The following is an 18197-nucleotide window of genomic DNA, read 5'->3' as shown; positions in this document are numbered from 1 at the left end:
TTTGCCATTACTCAGGTAACACAAAGAAGGCCGCCTTTTGGGCGGCCTTCTTCAATTATGGGCATGTTTTTCAGCCAGATCAGTAGAAATTCCCGTGCAAGGCCGCTCAGGCCGCTTCCCGCCCGACAAAATACTTGCGGCGAATATACAGGGCCACATTCACTAGGGCGATCAGCACCGGCACTTCCACCAGGGGGCCGATAACCGCCACAAAGGCCTCGCCGGAATTGAGACCGAACACGGCAATGGCTACGGCAATGGCAAGCTCAAAGTTGTTGGACGCAGCGGTGAACGACAACGTTGCTGATTGCTCGTAGTTCGCCCCTGCCCGCCATGAGAGGTAAAATGAAAGCAGGAACATGATAAGAAAATACACCAAGAGAGGGATAGCAACCTTCACCACATCCATGGGCAACTGCACAATGTACTCGCCCTTGAGGGAGAACATCACAACAATGGTGAACAGCAGCGCCCACAACGTCCAGGGGCTGATGCGGGGAATAAAAACATTCTCGTACCAGTCCAGCCCCTTGACCTTGAGTCCGTAGAAGCGGGAAACAACGCCCCCGATAAAGGGGATGCCAAGGTAGATGAACACGCTTTCGGCAATCTGCCCCATGCTCACGTCCACCACCGCGCCCGAAAGACCAAGCCAGCCGGGCAGCACGGTGATGAACACATAGGCGTAGACGGAAAAAAACAGCACCTGAAATATGGCATTAAAGGCCACAAGCCCCGCGCAATATTCCCTGTCGCCACCGGCAAGGTCGTTCCACACAATGACCATGGCAATGCACCGGGCAAGGCCGATCAGTATGAGTCCCACCATGTAGCTGTTGTTGCCGGAAAGAAAGGCTATCGCCAGCAAGAACATAAGAATCGGGCCGATCACCCAGTTTTGCACCAGCGAAAGCAGCAAAACCTTTTTATCGCGAAACACCCGGCCAAGCTGCTCGTATTTCACTTTCGCCAGCGGCGGGTACATCATCAGGATAAGACCGATGGCAATGGGAATATTGGTGGTGCCCACCTGAAAAAAGTTGATGACGTTCTTTACACCCGGCGTAGCCCAGCCAAGCCCCACGCCCGCAAACATGGCGAGAAAAATCCACAGGGTCAGGAACCTGTCGAGAAATGAAAGTCGCTGCAAAGTTGACTGACTCATAATTTCTGCCCCTTAGTGCGCGGCTATGCCGTCAAGAGTGTTCTGCAAGGTGCCTGCATCCATTGCTGGGTTGGCCTCCAGCTTCTGCGCCAGGGCTGTTACGCGCCTGCGCAGAACCTTCAGCGTTTCGGCAAAGGCAGCCCTGATTGTGGCCTCATCCCCCAGCACCTTGGCAGGGTCAGGCATACCCCAGTGGCTGCGCACTACAGACCCAAAATACACCGGGCAGGCTTCACCCGCCGCATCGGCGCACAGGGTTATGACCACCGAGGGTTTTTCCGGCAAATCATCCCATGATTTGCTTGCAAGGCCTTCGGTGGAAATTCCGGCCTCGGCCAGAGCCTCAAGAGCGCGGGGGTGCACATAGCCCGCAGGCTTGCTGCCCGCACTCCGCGCTGTAACCCCAACCGGGGCCATTGACCGGAAAAGCGCCTCGGCAATGATCGAACGGCAGGAATTGCCCGTGCACAAAAAAAGGATGTTCATAGTTGCCTCTGGTATGGGGTTCAAAGAAGAGGTTCAAAACGCCGCCGTCAGCACTGAAGTTGCATTCATGCCGCCCCCTCATTTAGGGGCACCTTTTCCAGGGTCACTCAAGGCTGCCCTCTGGATCAGGGGCATTGCCCCCGCAACAGTCGGGCAGAAACACCGCGTCCACGCCACTCTCACGGCGATACGCCCTGCACTGTTCGGGATGGCCAGAGCAGCACTCGGCGGTCAGATAGGATATTGTTTCAAGCATCAAGGGGATGTTTGCCCGGTAGCGCGTGTTGCGCCCCTCGCGCTCCATACTGGCAAGCCCGCTGTGGACAAGGGTTTTCAGATGAAAAGAAAGGTTGGTCTTGGGGATATCCGCCAGGCGTGAAAGCTCCCCCGCCACCAGACCGTCAGGGGCATGCTTGACAAGCAGGCGAAAAATGCAAAGGCGCGCCTCGGACGTAAGGGCTTCAAACACCTGGGTAGCTTTTTTTGTTTCCATTGGACAATCATTCAACACCAATTGAACAATGTCAAGCGTGCTGACAACGAAAACAACCATCAGCCTTAATACAAATTTTATACACCCGCCCCAAGTTTAACACCCATTTTATGCGCTTTTTCATACCGTGTTCCCGTGGGCAAGGTTCAATCCCCACAGGAGGACGTTATGGAAAACATGATCGGGCAATGCCTGCTGTACATCACACTGCTCGCCCTGCTGGCGTGGCCGCTGGGCATATACATGGGCAAGGTTATGGACGGCGAACCGTTCTGGCTGCAAAAGGTGCTGGCCCCATGCGAGCGCGGCCTGTACCGCGTCATGGGCATCAACCCGGCGGAACAGATGGGCTGGAAGCGTTACCTCGGCTGCGTGCTTGCTTTCAGTGCCGTGAGCATTGCGGCACTTATGCTGCTGCTCATGGCGCAGGGCAGCCTGCCCCTGAATCCGCAGGGCATCGCGGGTACAAGCTGGGATCTGGCTCTGAACACGGCGGTGAGTTTTGTCACCAATACCAACTGGCAGGCCTATTCGGGCGAAAGCGCCATGGGCTATCTGGCCCAGATGGCAGGGCTTACGGTGCAGAACTTTGTTTCCGCGGCTGTGGGCATTGCGGTGCTGTTCGCCTTAATCCGGGGGCTGCGCGCGCGAAAAACAGAAACATCCGGCGGGGCAGATGCTTCCGCCACGCCAGCCGTTTCAGGTCTTGGCAACTTCTGGGCAGACGCCACCCGCGCCACTCTGTATATTCTTGTGCCGCTCTCCCTGGTGCTTTCCCTGCTGCTCATCTGGCAGGGCGTGCCGCAGAATTTTTCACCATACAAAACCGTAGCCCTGCTTGAACCGCTTACAACCGAAGACGGGGCAATCATTACGGAGCAGATGGTTCCCATGGGGCCGCAGGCCTCGCAGGTTGCGCCCAAGCAGCTTGGCACCAATGGCGGCGGCTACAACGGCGTCAATTCCGCCCACCCGCACGAAAACCCCACACCCCTTGCAAATATGCTGGAAATGCTGGCCCTGCTGCTCATTCCCGCAGGGCTGTGCTTCACCTTTGGCAGGCAGATCAAGGACATGCGTCAGGGCGTAGCCATATTCATCACCATGACCCTGCTGCTGACCGCCGCCATCGGCTTCACTGCCTGGGCAGAGCAGAGCGCCACCCCGCAACTGGCCCAGACCGGGCAGACATATCTTGCGGCCCGCAGCGGCCTGCTGGCTCAGGCCGGGGGCAATATGGAAGGCAAGGAAGCGCGCTTCGGCATAACCAATAGTGCCATCTGGGCAGCCGCCACAACCGCCGCTTCCAATGGTTCGGTCAACGCCATGCACGACAGCCTCACGCCGTTGGGCGGGCTGGTCCCCATGGTGCTCATGCAGTTGGGCGAAGTTGTTTTTGGCGGCGTAGGCAGTGGCCTGTACGGCATGCTGGCCTTTGTGCTGCTGACCGTCTTCATGGCTGGCCTGATGGTGGGCCGCACCCCCGAATATCTGGGCAAAAAGGTGGACCCCTTTGAAATGAAGATGGCCGTTGTGGTCTGCCTGACCACGCCGGTAGCAATCCTGATCGGGGCAGGTCTGATGAGCCTTGTTCCGCAGGTTGTGGAAAGCCTGAACAACGCCCTGCCCCACGGCTTCAGCGAGCTGCTCTATGCCGCCACCTCCGCCGGGGCAAACAACGGTTCCGCCTTTGCCGGGCTGAATGCCAACACGCCTTTTCTGAATGTGCTGCTAAGCGCGCTCATGCTTGCCGGGCGCTTTGTGCCCGTGGCAGCCATCCTTGCCGCCGCTGAGAGCATGGCGGGCAAAAAGACCGTGGCTGCAAGTTCCGGCACGCTCTCCACCAGCAACGGCATGTTTGTTTTTCTGCTCATATTTGTGGTGCTGCTGGTGGGCGCTCTGAGTTTCTTCCCCGCTCTGGCTCTTGGCCCCGTGGCCGAACATCTGCAAATGGCGCGTTAATTAGCGCGCTCAATAATAAAGGATACAGCCATGTCAGCCAAAACTGCACATGCCCCGCGCAACACCCGGATGCTCCGGCGGGCCCTTGGCGACTCGTTCATCAAGCTGGCCCCGCACATTCAGGTGCGCAATTTTGTCATGTTCACCGTATACCTTTCCGCCATCATGACCACGGCCCTTGCTCTGGCAGGGGCGTGGGGATTGATGCCCGCCCTTGCAAACCAAAGTGCTTTTGCCTGGGCGATCGCCGCCATACTCTGGTTCACGGTGCTCTTTGCCAACTTTGCGGAAGCCATTGCCGAAGGCCGGGGCAAGGCGCAGGCCGACAGCCTGCGCAAATCGCGCAAGAGTGTTGACGCCCGCAAGCTGCCGGACCCTGCGCAGCACGATGCCTTTGTGATGACCTCCTCCACCGAGCTGAAACCCGGCGACCACGTGCTTGTGCTGGCAGGCGAGATGATCCCTGCCGACGGCGATGTGGTAGAAGGGGCCGCTTCTGTGGATGAAAGCGCCATCACGGGCGAATCCGCCCCGGTCATCCGGGAGAGCGGCGGCGACCGCAGCGCCGTCACCGGCGGCACCACGGTGCTTTCCGACTGGCTGGTGCTGCGCGTTACCAGCGAGGTTGGACGCAGCTTTCTGGACAAAATGATCGCCATGGTCGAAGGGGCCGCCCGCCAGAAAACCCCCAACGAAATAGCCCTGAATATCCTGCTGGTGGCGCTTACGGTCATTTTTCTGCTGGTCACGGGCACACTGTGGTGCTTTGCCCGCTTTGCGGCAGATCAGAACCATGCGGCAAACCCGGCGGACGTTACCTCGCTGGTGGCGCTCTTTGTCTGCCTGGCCCCAACCACCATCGGCGCGCTGCTTTCGTCCATAGGCATTGCAGGCATGAGCCGCCTCAATCAGGCCAACGTACTTGCCATGAGTGGACGCGCCATTGAAGCTGCTGGCGATGTGGATGTGCTCCTGCTCGACAAGACAGGCACCATAACCCTTGGCAACCGGCTGGCCGTCAGCTTTATACCTGTGGACGGGCACGCCGGGCAGGAACTGGCGGAGGCCGCCCGCCTTGCCTCGCTTGCGGACGAAACCCCCGAGGGCCGCAGCATTGTGCAACTGGCAAACAGCCTGTTCCCGCAGGGCGACGCAACACTCCCTGAAACGAATACACTCTTTGTTCCCTTTTCCGCGCATACCCGCATGAGCGGTGTTGACGCGTCGGGCTCCTCCATACGTAAAGGCGCGGCAGACGCCGTGCGGGCTTTTGCGGAGCAGCTTGGCGGACATTTGAGCACCCAGTGCGATGAAGTGGTGCAAAGCATTGCCCGCCAGGGCGGCACGCCCCTTGTGGTTGCCCGCGATGCCGCAGTGCTTGGCGTGATCCACCTCAAGGACGTCATCAAGGACGGCGTGCGCGAAAAATTTGGCGAACTGCGCCGCATGGGCATCAGGACAGTCATGATCACGGGCGACAATCCGCTTACTGCCGCCGCCATTGCCGCCGAGGCCGGGGTGGACGACTTTCTGGCCGAGGCCACGCCGGAGACCAAGCTGAACCTTATCAGGGACTATCAGGCCAAGGGGCATCTGGTAGCCATGACGGGCGACGGCACCAACGATGCCCCGGCTCTGGCGCAGGCGGATGTGGCGGTTGCCATGAACACGGGCACGCAGGCCGCCAAGGAAGCGGGCAACATGGTTGATCTGGATTCTTCGCCCACCAAGCTGCTGGATATCGTGCGCATCGGCAAGCAGTTGCTCATGACGCGCGGCAGCCTCACCACATTTTCCCTTGCCAATGATGCGGCAAAATACTTTGCCATCATCCCGGCCCTGTTCATGGGCCTGTACCCCGGCCTTGCCGCACTCAACATCATGGGCCTGCACAGCCCGCAGAGCGCCATACTGGCGGCCACCATATACAATGCCCTCATCATTGTGGCCCTCATTCCACTGGCTTTGCGCGGCGTGCCCTACCGGGAGGAAAACTCCGAACTGCTATTGCGCCGCAACCTCTTTATCTACGGCCTTGGCGGGCTCGCGGCCCCCTTTGTCGCCATCAAACTTATTGACCTCTGCCTGGTCGGCCTTGGGCTGGCCTGAGGAGAAGCATCATGTCCATCACAATATTGCTGCGCCGTTCTCTGGTTTTTCTGTGCATCATGACGGCCCTCACCTGCGTCTATACCGGCGCGCTCACCCTGACGGGCAAGGCGCTGTTTCCCTTTCAGGCCGAAGGCAGTATCATTACCGCCAAGGGCAGGCAGTACAGCACATTGCTAGGGCAGCCCTTCACAGCCGCCAACCACCTGTGGGGGCGCCCCGTGAGTGCAGACACCGCCACCTATACCGACAACGGCAGGCCACTGCTCTACGCCGGGCCAAGCAACAAAAGCCCTGCCACAGCCGCATACGCTACAACGTTGCAGGAGCGCGCGGCACGCATCCGGCTGGCGCATCCGGAAAAATCCGGCCAGCCCATTCCAGTGGATCTGCTGACGGAATCAGGCAGCGGGCTTGATCCGCATATTTCGCCAGCCGCCGCAGAATTTCAGGTGGAGCGGCTGGCCCGTGCCACAGGTTTTACGGCTGCGGAAGTGCGCCGCACCATCGCCATGTATACGCAAGGCCGCACCCTGGGGCTGCTGGGCGAGGCGCGGGTCAACGTGCTTGAAGTCAATCTGGCGCTGGAAGGCCTGCTGCCCAACGGGCACGGGGTTTCAGGGGCCTCGGACGCGGCTCCCCGCTGAATGCCGCGCGGCATACGAACCTGAGAACAACCATGACAGACAGCTACAAACGTCCATCCCCCGATGCCCTGCTTGCCCAGTTGCAACAGGCGGCTCCGGGCGGCAAGCCCCTTGCTGGCGAGGCGGGTGCGCCGTCACGCCCATCGCCCAGAGGCTTGCTCAAAATATTTTTTGGCTATGCGGCTGGCGTGGGCAAGACATATTCCATGCTGCGAGCGGCCCACGCCGCTCAGGAGCAGGGGCACAGCATTGTTGTGGGCTATGTGGAGCCGCACCCAAGGCCGGAAACAGCGGCCCTGCTGCCAGGTCTTGAGGCCGTGCCGCCCCTGCGGATCGAGCACAGGGGCATCACGCTCAACGAACTTGATGTGGATGCCGTGCTGGCCCGCAAGCCGGAAATCGCCCTTGTGGACGAGCTTGCCCACTCCAACACGCAGGGCTGCCGCAACCTCAAGCGCTTTCAGGATGTGGAGGAACTGCTCCAGGCGGGCATATCCGTATGGACCACGGTTAACGTGCAGCATCTGGAAAGCCTCAACGATGTGGTTGCCGCCATGACCGGAGTAGTGGTGCGCGAGCGCATACCCGACAGCGTGTTTGACGGGGCCGATCAGGTGGAACTGGTTGATCTGGAGCCAGACGAGCTTGTATCCCGCCTGCGCGAAGGCAAGATATACGCCGAGGCTCAGGCGCAGCGGGCGCTGGGGCACTTTTTTCTGCCCGCGAATCTCATCGCTTTGCGGGAGATTGCCCTGCGCCGCATGGCCGACCGCGTCAACCGGCGGGCATCCGCCACTGCCGGAGGGCAGGAAGCAGGGCGGCAGATCAAGGAGCACATTCTCATCTGCCTTTCAGGCGCGCCCAGCAATGCAAGGGTTATCCGCACCGCCGCGCGCATGGTGGAGGCCTTTCGGGCTGATTTCACCGCCCTTTTTGTGCAAAACACCGCACCGCGCCGCAGTGACGGCAAAAGCCGCGACACCCTGCGCGACAACCTGAAGCTGGCGGAAGATCTGGGTGCGGTTATCGTGACCCTGCACGGCGAGGATGTTCCCGCCCAGATAGCGGAATACGCGCGCATGAGCGGGGTGAGCAAGATTGTGGTGGGCCGCTCCCCGGCTGGCGGATGGCTGTTCCGCAAGAGCAAAACGCTGGTGGAACGCCTTGCCGAACTTGCGCCGGAAATGGAAACCTACATCATCCCCGATGCCGTGCCCGTGGGCAGAGCGCCCGGACATACCGGGCCGTTGTTTGCGGCGCTCAGAGCCTTACGGGGCACAGCCCCCCGCTCCTGGCGGCAATGGTGCGCCACAACTGCGATCATGGCCGTATGCAGCGTCGCAGGTTTGCTCATGTTCTCGCTGGGCATGCCCAATGGCGGCATTGCGGGTCTGTACATGCTGGGAGTGTTGGGCGTTTCCATCCTCACCACCGGGCCATGGTACGGCGTGGCGGCCTCTGTAGCCGGGGTGGGCCTTTTCGATTTTCTGTTTGTTGAGCCTCGTTTCAGCTTTACCGTTTACGATACAGAGTATGTGGGGCTTTTTTGCGCGATGCTGCTGGTTTCCGCCGCCACCAGCGCCATCACGGGGCGGGCTCGCATGCAGGCGCGGCAAAGCGCGGTGCGGGCGCTGCATACGGAGCTGCTGCTGGGCAACAGCCGCCGCCTGCAAAAAGCCAAGGACGAACCAGCCATTCTGCTGGAAACTGCCCGCCAGCTCGGCACCCTGCTGGGGTGTGAAACAACGCTCTATTCCGTGCGGCAAGGCCTGCTTGAAACCCGACCCGTTTTTCCCTACCGGGCTGACAAAATGCAGGGGTCGGGCAGCCCACGAGCTGCCTCCCGGCACAGCAAAAGCACGCCAAAGGATGAACTGGGCGTTGCGCAATGGGTTGCCAAGAATAACCGCCCTGCTGGCGCGGGAACAGATTCCCTGCCCGGATCGCGGCACAGCTTTATCCCCATCAGCAGTCAGTCTGCCGTGCTCGCCGTGGCCGAACTGCACGTTCTGCCGGGTCGCACGACTCCGCTTGCCGATGCCAACAGCAAAAACCTTGTTCTGGCCCTGGCAGGGGAATGCGCGCTGGCTCTGGAGAAGGAACGGCTCACGCAGGCCAACGCCAGCATTGCCGTACGTGCACAGCAGGAAAAACTGCGCGCCGATGTACTGCGCTCCATCTCGCACGATCTGCGCACGCCGCTCACCGGCATCTGCGGCAATGCCGCCATCCTCGCCGGGCAGGGCGGCTCCGGCTCGCCGGAACGCAATGCGGCCCTTGCTTCCGCCATTGAGGAAGAAGCCCGCTACCTTGTGGGCATGGTGGAAAACCTGCTGGCCCTCACCCGTCTTGAGCAGCAGGATTTTACCCTTCGCCTTGAACCGGAACTGCTTGAAGATGTTATTGCCGAAGCCGTGCAGATCACCAGCCGCCGTGCAGCGCACCACGATCTGCGCGCGGAAATGCCCGAAAGCCTGCTCATGGCCCGCATGGACGCACGGCTCATGGTGCAGGTGCTGGTCAACCTGCTGGACAACGCCGTCAAACATACGCCAGAGGGAACAGCCATTCGCATACGCGCGAGGGCTGACGGCCCGTGGGTCAGGCTGGAAGTTGCCGACAATGGCCCTGGAATTTCAAAAGCGGAACAGAGCCGCATTTTTGACATGTTCCACTCCGCAGCCATAAAAAATGGCGATGGCCGCAGAGGCATGGGGCTTGGGCTGGCCTTGTGCCGCAGCATTGTGCAGGCCCACGGCGGAAGCATAGAGGTATTTGACAACACGCCGCATGGCGCGGTTTTTTCCATGACCTTGCCGCGCGAGACGGAAGAGTTCACCCTCCCGGCCTGACAGAAGGAGTATCCATGCCGCTAAATTCGCCAGCAGCGCCCCCCGCTGAGCAGAACGCCAACGGCGTCCCCGAGCGTATTCTTGTGGTGGAAGACGACAAGGTCATCCGCGCGCTTGTGACCACCACGCTTGAGAGCCACGGCATATCCTTCCTGACCGCCGCCACCGGGCGCGAGGCCCTTGCAGAGGCTTCGCGGGCAAATCCCGACGTCATACTGCTTGATCTGGGCCTGCCGGATATGGACGGAGTGGAGATCATCCGGGCGGTGCGCCAGTGGTCCATGCTGCCCATCATTGTGCTGAGCGCCCGAACCGAAGATGACGACAAGGTGGCCGCGCTGGATGCAGGCGCGGACGACTACCTTACCAAACCTTTCAGCGTTGATGAATTGCTGGCCCGGCTGCGTGCCGCCCTGCGGCGCGTTCGTTATGAACGCGGGCACATGGGCCGCAACGAAAGCAGCTTTGAAAATGGCGATCTGCGTATTGATTTTGCCGCAGGCTGCGTGAGCGTTGCCGGGCAACAGGTGCATCTTGCGCCCATGGAATACAAGTTGCTGTGCCTGCTGGCAAACAATGTGGGCAAGGTGCTTACGCACAAAACAATCCTGCAGGCCGTTTGGGGCAGTGCCCTGCCGCAGTCGCTTCCTTCATTGCGCGTGTTCATGGCAACACTGCGCAAAAAACTGGAGGCCGCCTCGCCGCAATGTGATTGCATCCGCACCCATGTGGGCATCGGCTACCGCATGAGCCGATATGAAGGCTGACTCGGGGGCTGCTGTTCCTTTGGCATTGCCCATGCCGTCCTTTTCCCTGCGCAACAGCCGGGCACACAGCTCTGTTCGTTAACACTGCTTGAGACAAAAGAAGGCCGCGATTTCTCGCGGCCTTCCATATCAAGCGAATTTGGTCGACTTACCAGCGACGGGGGGCGGGCTTTTTGGGCTCAGCCTTGTTGATGCGAAGGGCGCGGCCGTCAAATTCCTTGCCGTCAAGAGCGGCAATGGCGTTGATGGCATCGGCGTCTTCCATTTCCACAAAGCCAAAGCCACGGGCGCGGCCGGTTTCGCGGTCGGAAACGAGCTTCACGGAAAGAACTTCGCCGTAGGGGCTGAACAGGGATTCAACGCCTTCCTGAGTGGCGGACCAGGGCAGATTGCCGACGTAGATAGAAGTAGCCATAAGGACTCCAGAGATTACGGGAGGTAGACTTTCCGCTTGGAGCCTTACCCATGTAAAGCCTCTGCAAAAAAATTTACTATACCCAATCAGTGATTGCCCGAACATAGTTTGGGGCATTTTCAATGTCAATAGATATTATTTTTTTCAAGCAAAAAACTGGGCCTGCCCGCTGGCGGCACCGCATTTCCCTACCTGCTCACAGTGTTTTTTGCCAAACTTCAGCTTTCTCAATTTTGTTTGGCACGAAATGCGGGTATACTATATTTTTTGGATAAGGAATACCCGCTAAAATTCGGTACCGCTATGCCCATACAGCAATCCGATTTTTTCAACGAAGCTTGGCAGGGAGTTTTTGCAGTGTATTGCCTGCCCGCCAACCGACATGCTTCTGCAACAGCAGACTGCCGATAATCCTTAACGCAAAGCTAACGCCCCCCCCGATATGTTTCAACATACATAATGGTAGCGGAAAGGCCGCAACTACGCCGCAACCATTGTCTCCGCAGCCACAGCTGCGTATACGCCGATGCTGCCACATGGGCGTATCCCCTTCCCTCCTCCTGCGCGAAGCGCCCTGATAAACCAGGGCGCTTCCTGCGCATGGCAGTACAAAAGCCCCCAAATAGGCTTTTGTACTGCCAACCTCAGCCCTGCTCCACAAAAAAAGCCGACACTCGGGAGAGAGTCGGCCTTTGCCAGATGGCATAGCTGGATAAATACACTGCAAGCGGCGGTGTAAAAGGTTCACGCCCAGACGTGCGCTTTCCCCGGTCTAACGCGGAGTGTATTTGTAAAAGCTGTAACTGAGCGCTCTGCCGTGGTTTTTCTAATTGATCCAGGAACTCAGGGCGTCAACAATCTTGCGGGCCTGATCCGCGCTGAAAATGTTGAATTTGGACTGCTGGCGGTATTCGCCCCCCGCCTTTTTGTAGCGGCGGATAACGTACATGTCCGGGCCAAAACAGTCTTTTTCCGGCTGCCACTGCTGGTAGCGAAAAAGAATGGTAGTCCACGCGCCCTTGCTCAGCACAACCTTGTCCAGTTCGTTAACGATCACCTGACCGTTTTCCTCAAACTGCACTGTGAGATCATCAATTGTTTCGTTCAAAAAAAGCCCCCAAAGTAGGCATAATTAACGTAGTAACGGCAAGCAAAGGCCAAACGTTACCTTCCGGGCCTTGCGGCCATCCGGCACCGACGGGCAACAGCGCTTTTGACAGAAAACTTACCCGGCGTGTTCGACCAGTATCCCTTTGACGTTTTCCGGCAGTTCCGGCTTCTTCAACACCATTTCGGCGGGGCCGGGGCCATAATTTTTGGCCATCTCGCCAGCAGAAGCGGAAAGAGCCATCAGTTCTTCCGCCGTGGTCAGAGAACTGCCGCTTACATACTTTCTCCCAACGATATCCAGCACGAGGTCATTGGGATTGACGGGTTTGACAACACTATTGTCCATATGCGCCTCCCTCACGTTAGGGCATCAGAATAGCTTTTTCCTCCGCCCTCTGCAAGCGTTGCCGCCTGTATGCCTACTGACGCAACAAAACCAGCGTGTAGCGTTCCACCGGGGCAAAATCATCCGTAAGCGCCGGGGTGGCAAAAGGGTCTGCACCCGTGTACCTGCTTGCCAGCATGTCGGCAAGGCGCAAACCGCCTGAAGGAGCATTTTCTGTGCCTGCCGCCGCTAGGGATGGCAGCGCGCCCGCGGTGCTGTCGGGCCGCTGCTCGGGAAAAGCGGCAAGCATAAGGTTTTGCAGTTTGTCGGGTGGTTCGCCGCCAGCGCAATACACCTGCACCTCGGCAAAAGACTGCCGCAACGCGTTGAAAATCCCCTGAAACAGGCGGCCATCCGGCCCTTCCACCGCGGAAATAACGTTCATGAGTACAACCCCGCCAGGAGCCACCGCCCGCCGCAGAGCGGCGGCAGCCTCGCGCGTTCCCATCTGGAAAGGCACTGCGTAGTGCGAGTTAAAAACATCCACAAACACCAGATCATACTGATCGCGCTGACGGTTCAGAAAAGCCCTGGCATCCTCGTGGCGCACACTCAGGCGGGGATCGTCGCGCAGCGAAAACCAGCGCCGGGCTGTTTCCGTCATGGCCGGGTCAAGCTCCACAACTGTCACGCGCGCGGTCTCGGGCTTTGCCAGAGGGGAATTATCGGCCAGCAACCATTTGGGAACAGAATATCCGCCGCCGCCAAGCATGAGCACCCGGCTCGCATGGGGCGTAAAATGCGGCCCCAGCGCGTAAAACTGGGTGTACCGGAAATACAGTTCATTGGGGGCATCAAGATACATGCCCGACTGGCTGTAACCGGGGTCAGTAGCCATAAGGCGCACGGGCCTGCCATTCTGCGCCCAGTCTACGCCTTCAAAAATGCGGATGCTGTTATAGGGGCTTTCCACGAGATGGCTCATGGCCCTGCCATCCTGCCAGCGGCCATAGCTTGCCGCCACCACAGCCATAAGCCCGCATACAGCCAGCAGCACGGCGCGCAACCGTACCCGCCCCCCGCCGTTGCACAGCGAAAGCCCCAGCATGGCCGCAGCCACACCCCACAAGATGCTCGTGCTGCCCAAAAAGGATATGAGAATAAAGCCGCCCAGAAAGGTTCCTACAATACTGCCAGCAGTGGAAAGGGCGTAAAGCCTGCCCACGGTTGCACCTGAGGAATCCACGCTCTCGATGCGCAGGCGTATGGCATAAGGCGTCACCATGCCGAAAAAAAAGGCGGGCAGGGCAAAAATGCACACCGCCGCCAGAACCGCCGCCGCATACAGGTTGCCCACGGCAGCCGTCACCCATTGGCCGATGGCCTCATGGCACAAAGCCGTCAGCCCGCTGCCAAGGCCTGCCCCGGCCAGAGCCAGGGCCAGCCCGCGCCGGGAAAGGGTTTTGTCGGCCAGCCGCCCACCTGCCCATGCACCCACGGCAAGGCAGGCCAGCACCACGCCTATAAGGCTTGTCCACACTACGGCAGATGTTCCCACATGCGGGGCCAATACCCGCGCGCCGACCATTTCAAGCACCATGACCAGCGCGCCGCTCATAAAAACTGTCAGTTCGAGCATACTGCTCCTGTGGCAGGTTGTGCGGCGGATGCAGGATTCAGACCCCGCCGCTGCTTTATTTCGACATGCCAGCCTACTCGCGCCGCTGGCCAAAAAAGTCGTGCAGCAAGGAGGCGCATTCCTCAGAAAGCACGCCGCCCATGTGCCATACCCGGTGATTGGCGCACTGGGCGTCAAAATATTCGGCGCGGGAAACAACCGCCCCGGCCAGGGGGTCGGCTGCGCCGTACACAAGCCCCGCAATGCGCGCATGGATTATGGCGGCGGCGCACATGGCGCAGGGTTCAAGCGTCACCACCAGCACGCACTGGTTGAGCCTGTAGTTGCCAAGCGCAGCCCCGGCGGCCCGTAGCGCCAGCACCTCGGCATGGGCGGTGGGATCATTGGCGCCGATGGGCGCATTGCCGCAACAGGCAAGAATGCGCCCATCCGGAGCCACCACCAGCGCGCCCACGGGCACCTCGCCCGCAGCGCCGCTGGCGCGGGCCTTTTCCAGAGCAAGCCGCATCAGCCCCTGCCAGGTATGGCCCGGCGGGGGCGGAGTTAACGGCCCGGCAGGAGAAAAGGCCCGCGCGTCAGAGCTATCCGTATTCATACGGCGACTAAATAATTACCCTGCACAATTGGGCAACCACTTCTTCGGGCGTGTCGCAAACCGTAATGAGTTTGTTGATTTCACCTTCTTTGATGAAGCCCCGCGCAGCCATGGTCTTGCGCATCCATTCCAGCAGGCCGCTCCAGTAGCTTGAATCGTACAGAATAATGGGAAAGGGCCGTGTGCGACCGGTCTGGGCCAGCACAAAGGCCTCGGAAAGCTCATCAATGGTCCCCATACCGCCGGGCATAACCACGTAGGCCATGGCATATTTGACAAACATGAACTTGCGGATGAAAAAGTAGCGGAAATTACAGCGTGTTTTTACATACTGGTTGCAACCCTGTTCATGCGGCAACTGGATGTGCAGGCCAACGGAAACTCCGCCTGCCTTGCACGCGCCCTTGTTGGCGGCTTCCATAATACCGGGGCCGCCGCCGCTGATGATGCCAAATCCAGCTTCTACGAGCAGGCGCGAAATTTTTTCAGCATCTTTATATTCCTGCGAATCCGGCTTGCACCGCGCAGTGCCAAAAAGGGATATGCATTTGACCTTGAGCGCGTTGAGCGTATCAAGCGCCTCCACCATTTCCGCCATGATGCGGAAGGTGCGCCAGGATTCTGTGGTGACGGAAGTGAGATCGTCAATCATGTTCTGTTGCAGTTCAGGCATGAATGCTCCTTGTTCCTCTTGAAGTATGGGGGGAGGCCTGCACGCAAAAGACGCCGTACGGGCCCATAACTTTCAGTATATGTGGGCCTTCGGCCAAAGGCAATGCGGGAACATTGCCGACTGGGCCCTTGCTTGACGCTGGGGCGCGCTTGCGGCTATGGAAAAAAGTCTCCTTGCGTCTTTTCCGCCTTGTATCGCGGTCAGCAAGGGGCTTGCGGCCTCTCAAGCCGCCAACCCTCAGTGGAGGAACAAATGAAAGTACAATTTCTGGGTGCGGCGCAAACCGTGACCGGTTCATGTTATATGGTTGAGGCGGCTGGCAAGCGCTTTTGCATTGATTGCGGCATGCATCAGGGCAACAAGGCCATTGAAGCCCGCAACCGCGAAGCGGAACTCTATCAGCCTACCGCCATTGACTTTATTCTTGTTACCCACGCCCACATTGACCACTCCGGCCTGCTGCCCAAGATGGTCAAGGAGGGCTTTGCCGGTCCCATTTTCTGCACCAAGGCCACCAGCGAACTGCTGGACCTCATGTTGCAGGACAGCGCCCACATCCAGGAAATGGAAGCCCTGTGGGAAGCGCGCAAATACCAGCGGCGCGGGCTTAAAAATCCCCCCACGGCCCTGTACAATGTTGAGGACGCCCAAAAAACGGTTACCCTTTTTCAAACTGTTGATTACCACAAGGTGTTTGAACCTGCTCCGGGCATTCGCGTAACCTACTATGATGCTGGCCATATTCTTGGTTCCGGCTCCTTGCGCCTTGAGGCCGATGAAGACGGCAAAACCACCAGCCTCATATTTTCGGGCGACATTGGCCGCCCGCAGTCGCTCATTGTGCGCAGCCCAGAAACCCCGCCCAAGGCCGACTACGTATTCATGGAATCCACCTACGGCGACCGTGACCACAAGGACGAAAGCCTCAGCGTGGACGAACTGGGCGAAGCCATTGCCTACAGCTACGGCAAGGGCGAGAAGGTAATTATTCCGGCATTTGCCGTGGAGCGCACGCAGGAAGTGCTCTATTGCCTGCACATGCTCGCCAAGCAGAACAAACTGCCGGCGGATATGCCCGTATTTGTGGACAGCCCACTGGCCATCCGCGCCACGGAAGTTTTTGAGCGCAACCGTGAGCTTTTTGACGATGAAGCGCTTAAAATGCTCAACGGCGGCGATGATCCCTTCTCGCTGCCCAACCTGCGCTACACGCTTTCTGCTGCCGAATCGCAGGCCATCAATGACTACAAGGGCCCTGCCATTGTCATTTCGGCCAGCGGCATGTGCAACGCGGGCCGTGTGCGCCACCACCTGCGCCACAATATCTGGAAACCCGGCGCAAGCATTGTTTTTGTGGGTTATCAGGGCGTGGGCACGCCGGGCCGCAAGCTGGTGGAAAAAGCCAAAAAAATCACTTTGTTTGGCGAAGATGTTGAAGTTGCCGCCCGTATTTTCACCATCAACGGTTTTTCCGGCCACGCAGGGCAAAGCCAGCTCCTTGAGTGGCTCAAACCGCTGACCGGCAACGGCGCGCAGGTGGTGCTGACCCACGGCGAAACAAAAGCCCAGAACGTGTTTGCCGAGCTTATTGAGCAAAAATTCGCCAAGCGCCCCCTTATTGCCACCTATCTTGAAGAAATGGTGCTTGAAGGGCCGCAGCTCACCGAAACCGTGCAGCACGAGACCCAGGCCCATCCCCGCGTCAACTGGGTGTTCCTCACGGACGAAGTGGAGCGCAAGTGGGGCATGTTCAAAGACAAGATGGCCGATGTTGAAGACCGCCCGTGGGTGGAACAAACCGAGCTGCAGGAGGCCATGGAAAAGATGGATTACGCCCTCACCCGCCTGCTCTCGCGCATGTAGGCCGTCATGCGGATTATTTCGGGGCGTCTTGGCGGACGCAACCTTAAGACTGTCGAAGGCGAGGGCTACCGCCCCGCCATGGGCAAAACGCGCGAGGCGCTTTTTTCCATGCTCGCCGCGCGCGGTATGGACTGGTACAGCGCAAGGGTGCTCGACCTCTTTGCGGGCAGCGGCAGCCTGGCCTTTGAGGCCATCAGCCGGGGGGCGGAGCACGCCCTGCTGGTAGAGATGGCCCCTCAGGCCGTGCGCTGCCTCAAGGCCAACGTCGCCGCCCTTGGAGTGGATGATGAGGCCCGCATTGTGAGCGACGATGTGCTGCGTGTGCTCAAAACTCCCCCGGCGGAACCGTATTCGCTTATTTTTATGGATCCGCCCTACCGCAAAAATCTTGCCGACCCGGCGCTCAGGCTGCTGGCCACGCGCCGCTGGCTCGCACCGGGGGCATTTGTAACGGCTGAAATTGAAAAAGACGCACGGGTAAACCTGCCCGCAGAATGGACTCTTGAGGCCGAACGCCTCTTCGGTCAGACACGCATATGCATCTGGACACTGCCATGAGAATAGCACTCTACCCCGGCACTTTCGATCCGCTGACCAACGGGCACCTGAGCCTTATCCGGCGCGGCTGCGAAGTCTTTGACCAAATTGTTGTGGCCGTGGCGGACAACACGCCCAAATTCCCCCTGTTCAGCCATGAAGAAAGGGTGGAAATGGCCCGGGAGGCACTCAAGGATGAACCGCGCGCCGTGGTGGAGCCTTTCTCGGGCCTCACCGTGGAATACGCGGCCCAGCGCGGGGCCTGCGCCCTGCTGCGCGGGTTGCGCGCCGCCTCGGACTTTGAGTACGAATTCCAGCTGGCGCTCATGAACCGCCGCCTGCAACGCCACATCCAGACGGTCTTTTTGATGACCGACTACCAGTGGCTGTTCATCAGCTCCACCATCGTCAAGGCTGCCGCCAGCCACGGCGCGGACATCAAGGGTCTTGTGCCTGAAAACGTACGCGCGGCCCTGATGGATAAATACCACAAGGGCGAAGTGCGCCAGGGTACGCCCTGCCTTGCTCCGCCTTTTGGCGGCTTCCGCGTCAAGTGATC

The 18197-nt window shown here is 59.4% G+C and carries 17 protein-coding genes; 8 read left to right on the top strand and 9 right to left on the bottom strand.

Annotated features, from left to right (window positions below):
- Positions 1-106 precede the first annotated feature (106 nt).
- The 3 genes from arsB to ACUZ9Q_RS02585 all read right to left on the bottom strand — a co-directional run bounded on the left by arsB (position 107) and on the right by ACUZ9Q_RS02585 (position 2144).
- Positions 107-1165 (bottom strand): ACR3 family arsenite efflux transporter, encoded by a 1059-nt coding sequence (arsB, locus tag ACUZ9Q_RS02595; protein WP_449247269.1) that lies wholly within the window; start codon positions 1163-1165, stop codon positions 107-109.
- A 12-nt stretch (positions 1166-1177) separates the two neighbouring features.
- Positions 1178-1651: an arsenate reductase ArsC gene (locus ACUZ9Q_RS02590; RefSeq protein ID WP_449247268.1), complete on the bottom strand. Its 474-nt coding sequence runs from the start codon at positions 1649-1651 to the stop codon at positions 1178-1180.
- Positions 1652-1754: 103 nt separating this feature from the next.
- Positions 1755-2144: an ArsR/SmtB family transcription factor gene (locus ACUZ9Q_RS02585; protein ID WP_449247267.1), complete on the bottom strand. Its 390-nt coding sequence runs from the start codon at positions 2142-2144 to the stop codon at positions 1755-1757.
- Positions 2145-2312: 168 nt separating this feature from the next.
- Between ACUZ9Q_RS02585 and kdpA the strand changes: the two genes are divergently transcribed.
- The 5 genes from kdpA to ACUZ9Q_RS02560 are packed head-to-tail and all read left to right on the top strand — an operon-like array spanning position 2313 to position 10481.
- A complete protein-coding gene (gene kdpA, locus ACUZ9Q_RS02580; RefSeq protein WP_449247266.1) occupies positions 2313-4106 on the top strand; it encodes a potassium-transporting ATPase subunit KdpA in 1794 nt (597 codons plus the stop codon).
- 30 nt (positions 4107-4136) lie between these two features.
- Positions 4137-6215, top strand: a complete 2079-nt coding sequence (gene kdpB, locus ACUZ9Q_RS02575; RefSeq protein WP_449247265.1) for a potassium-transporting ATPase subunit KdpB — start codon at positions 4137-4139, stop codon at positions 6213-6215.
- Positions 6216-6226: 11 nt separating this feature from the next.
- Entirely contained in the window at positions 6227-6862 is a 636-nt protein-coding gene (locus ACUZ9Q_RS02570; protein WP_449247264.1) for a potassium-transporting ATPase subunit C, read from the top strand.
- 32 nt (positions 6863-6894) lie between these two features.
- Positions 6895-9714, top strand: coding sequence for an ATP-binding protein (locus ACUZ9Q_RS02565; RefSeq protein WP_449247263.1), 2820 nt, complete (start codon positions 6895-6897; stop codon positions 9712-9714).
- 14 nt (positions 9715-9728) lie between these two features.
- A complete protein-coding gene (locus ACUZ9Q_RS02560; RefSeq protein ID WP_192112411.1) occupies positions 9729-10481 on the top strand; it encodes a response regulator in 753 nt (250 codons plus the stop codon).
- Positions 10482-10629: 148 nt separating this feature from the next.
- Here the strand turns inward: ACUZ9Q_RS02560 and ACUZ9Q_RS02555 are convergent, their stop codons facing one another.
- The 6 genes from ACUZ9Q_RS02555 to ACUZ9Q_RS02530 form a co-directional block, all read right to left on the bottom strand.
- Positions 10630-10896: an RNA recognition motif domain-containing protein gene (locus ACUZ9Q_RS02555; protein WP_192112410.1), complete on the bottom strand. Its 267-nt coding sequence runs from the start codon at positions 10894-10896 to the stop codon at positions 10630-10632.
- 826 nt (positions 10897-11722) lie between these two features.
- Complete coding sequence (locus ACUZ9Q_RS02550) at positions 11723-12004, bottom strand: hypothetical protein (RefSeq protein WP_449247262.1); 282 nt, start codon at positions 12002-12004, stop codon at positions 11723-11725.
- Between the two features lie 117 nt (positions 12005-12121).
- Positions 12122-12352 carry a hypothetical protein gene (locus ACUZ9Q_RS02545; protein ID WP_192112409.1) on the bottom strand — a complete coding sequence of 77 codons (231 nt, stop codon included), beginning with the start codon at positions 12350-12352 and terminating at the stop codon, positions 12122-12124.
- Positions 12353-12425: 73 nt separating this feature from the next.
- The gene (locus tag ACUZ9Q_RS02540) at positions 12426-13970 is read right to left on the bottom strand and encodes a fused MFS/spermidine synthase (protein ID WP_449247261.1); all 1545 of its coding nucleotides are present in this window, start codon (positions 13968-13970) and stop codon (positions 12426-12428) included.
- A 73-nt stretch (positions 13971-14043) separates the two neighbouring features.
- The gene (gene tadA, locus ACUZ9Q_RS02535; protein WP_428993647.1) at positions 14044-14565 is read right to left on the bottom strand and encodes a tRNA adenosine(34) deaminase TadA; all 522 of its coding nucleotides are present in this window, start codon (positions 14563-14565) and stop codon (positions 14044-14046) included.
- A 7-nt stretch (positions 14566-14572) separates the two neighbouring features.
- The gene (locus ACUZ9Q_RS02530; protein ID WP_192112407.1) at positions 14573-15238 is read right to left on the bottom strand and encodes an LOG family protein; all 666 of its coding nucleotides are present in this window, start codon (positions 15236-15238) and stop codon (positions 14573-14575) included.
- A gap of 252 nt (positions 15239-15490) precedes the next feature.
- Between ACUZ9Q_RS02530 and ACUZ9Q_RS02525 the strand changes: the two genes are divergently transcribed.
- Genes ACUZ9Q_RS02525 through coaD form a run of 3 tightly spaced genes read left to right on the top strand, consistent with a single transcriptional unit; the run spans position 15491 to position 18195 of the window.
- Positions 15491-17101, top strand: a complete 1611-nt coding sequence (locus ACUZ9Q_RS02525; RefSeq protein WP_192112406.1) for an MBL fold metallo-hydrolase RNA specificity domain-containing protein — start codon at positions 15491-15493, stop codon at positions 17099-17101.
- 6 nt (positions 17102-17107) lie between these two features.
- Positions 17108-17659, top strand: a complete 552-nt coding sequence (rsmD, locus tag ACUZ9Q_RS02520) for a 16S rRNA (guanine(966)-N(2))-methyltransferase RsmD (protein WP_449247260.1) — start codon at positions 17108-17110, stop codon at positions 17657-17659.
- On the top strand, positions 17638-18195 hold the full coding sequence (gene coaD / locus ACUZ9Q_RS02515; protein WP_371740836.1) for a pantetheine-phosphate adenylyltransferase: 558 nt from the start codon (positions 17638-17640) through the stop codon (positions 18193-18195). The genes rsmD and coaD overlap by 22 nt, the downstream gene beginning before the upstream one ends.
- Positions 18196-18197 lie beyond the last annotated feature (2 nt).

The sequence above is a fragment of the Desulfovibrio desulfopostgatei genome (assembly GCF_053570645.1).
The sequence above is the reverse complement of the archived record's forward strand: the minus strand, read 5'-3'. Positions and strand labels throughout refer to the sequence as shown.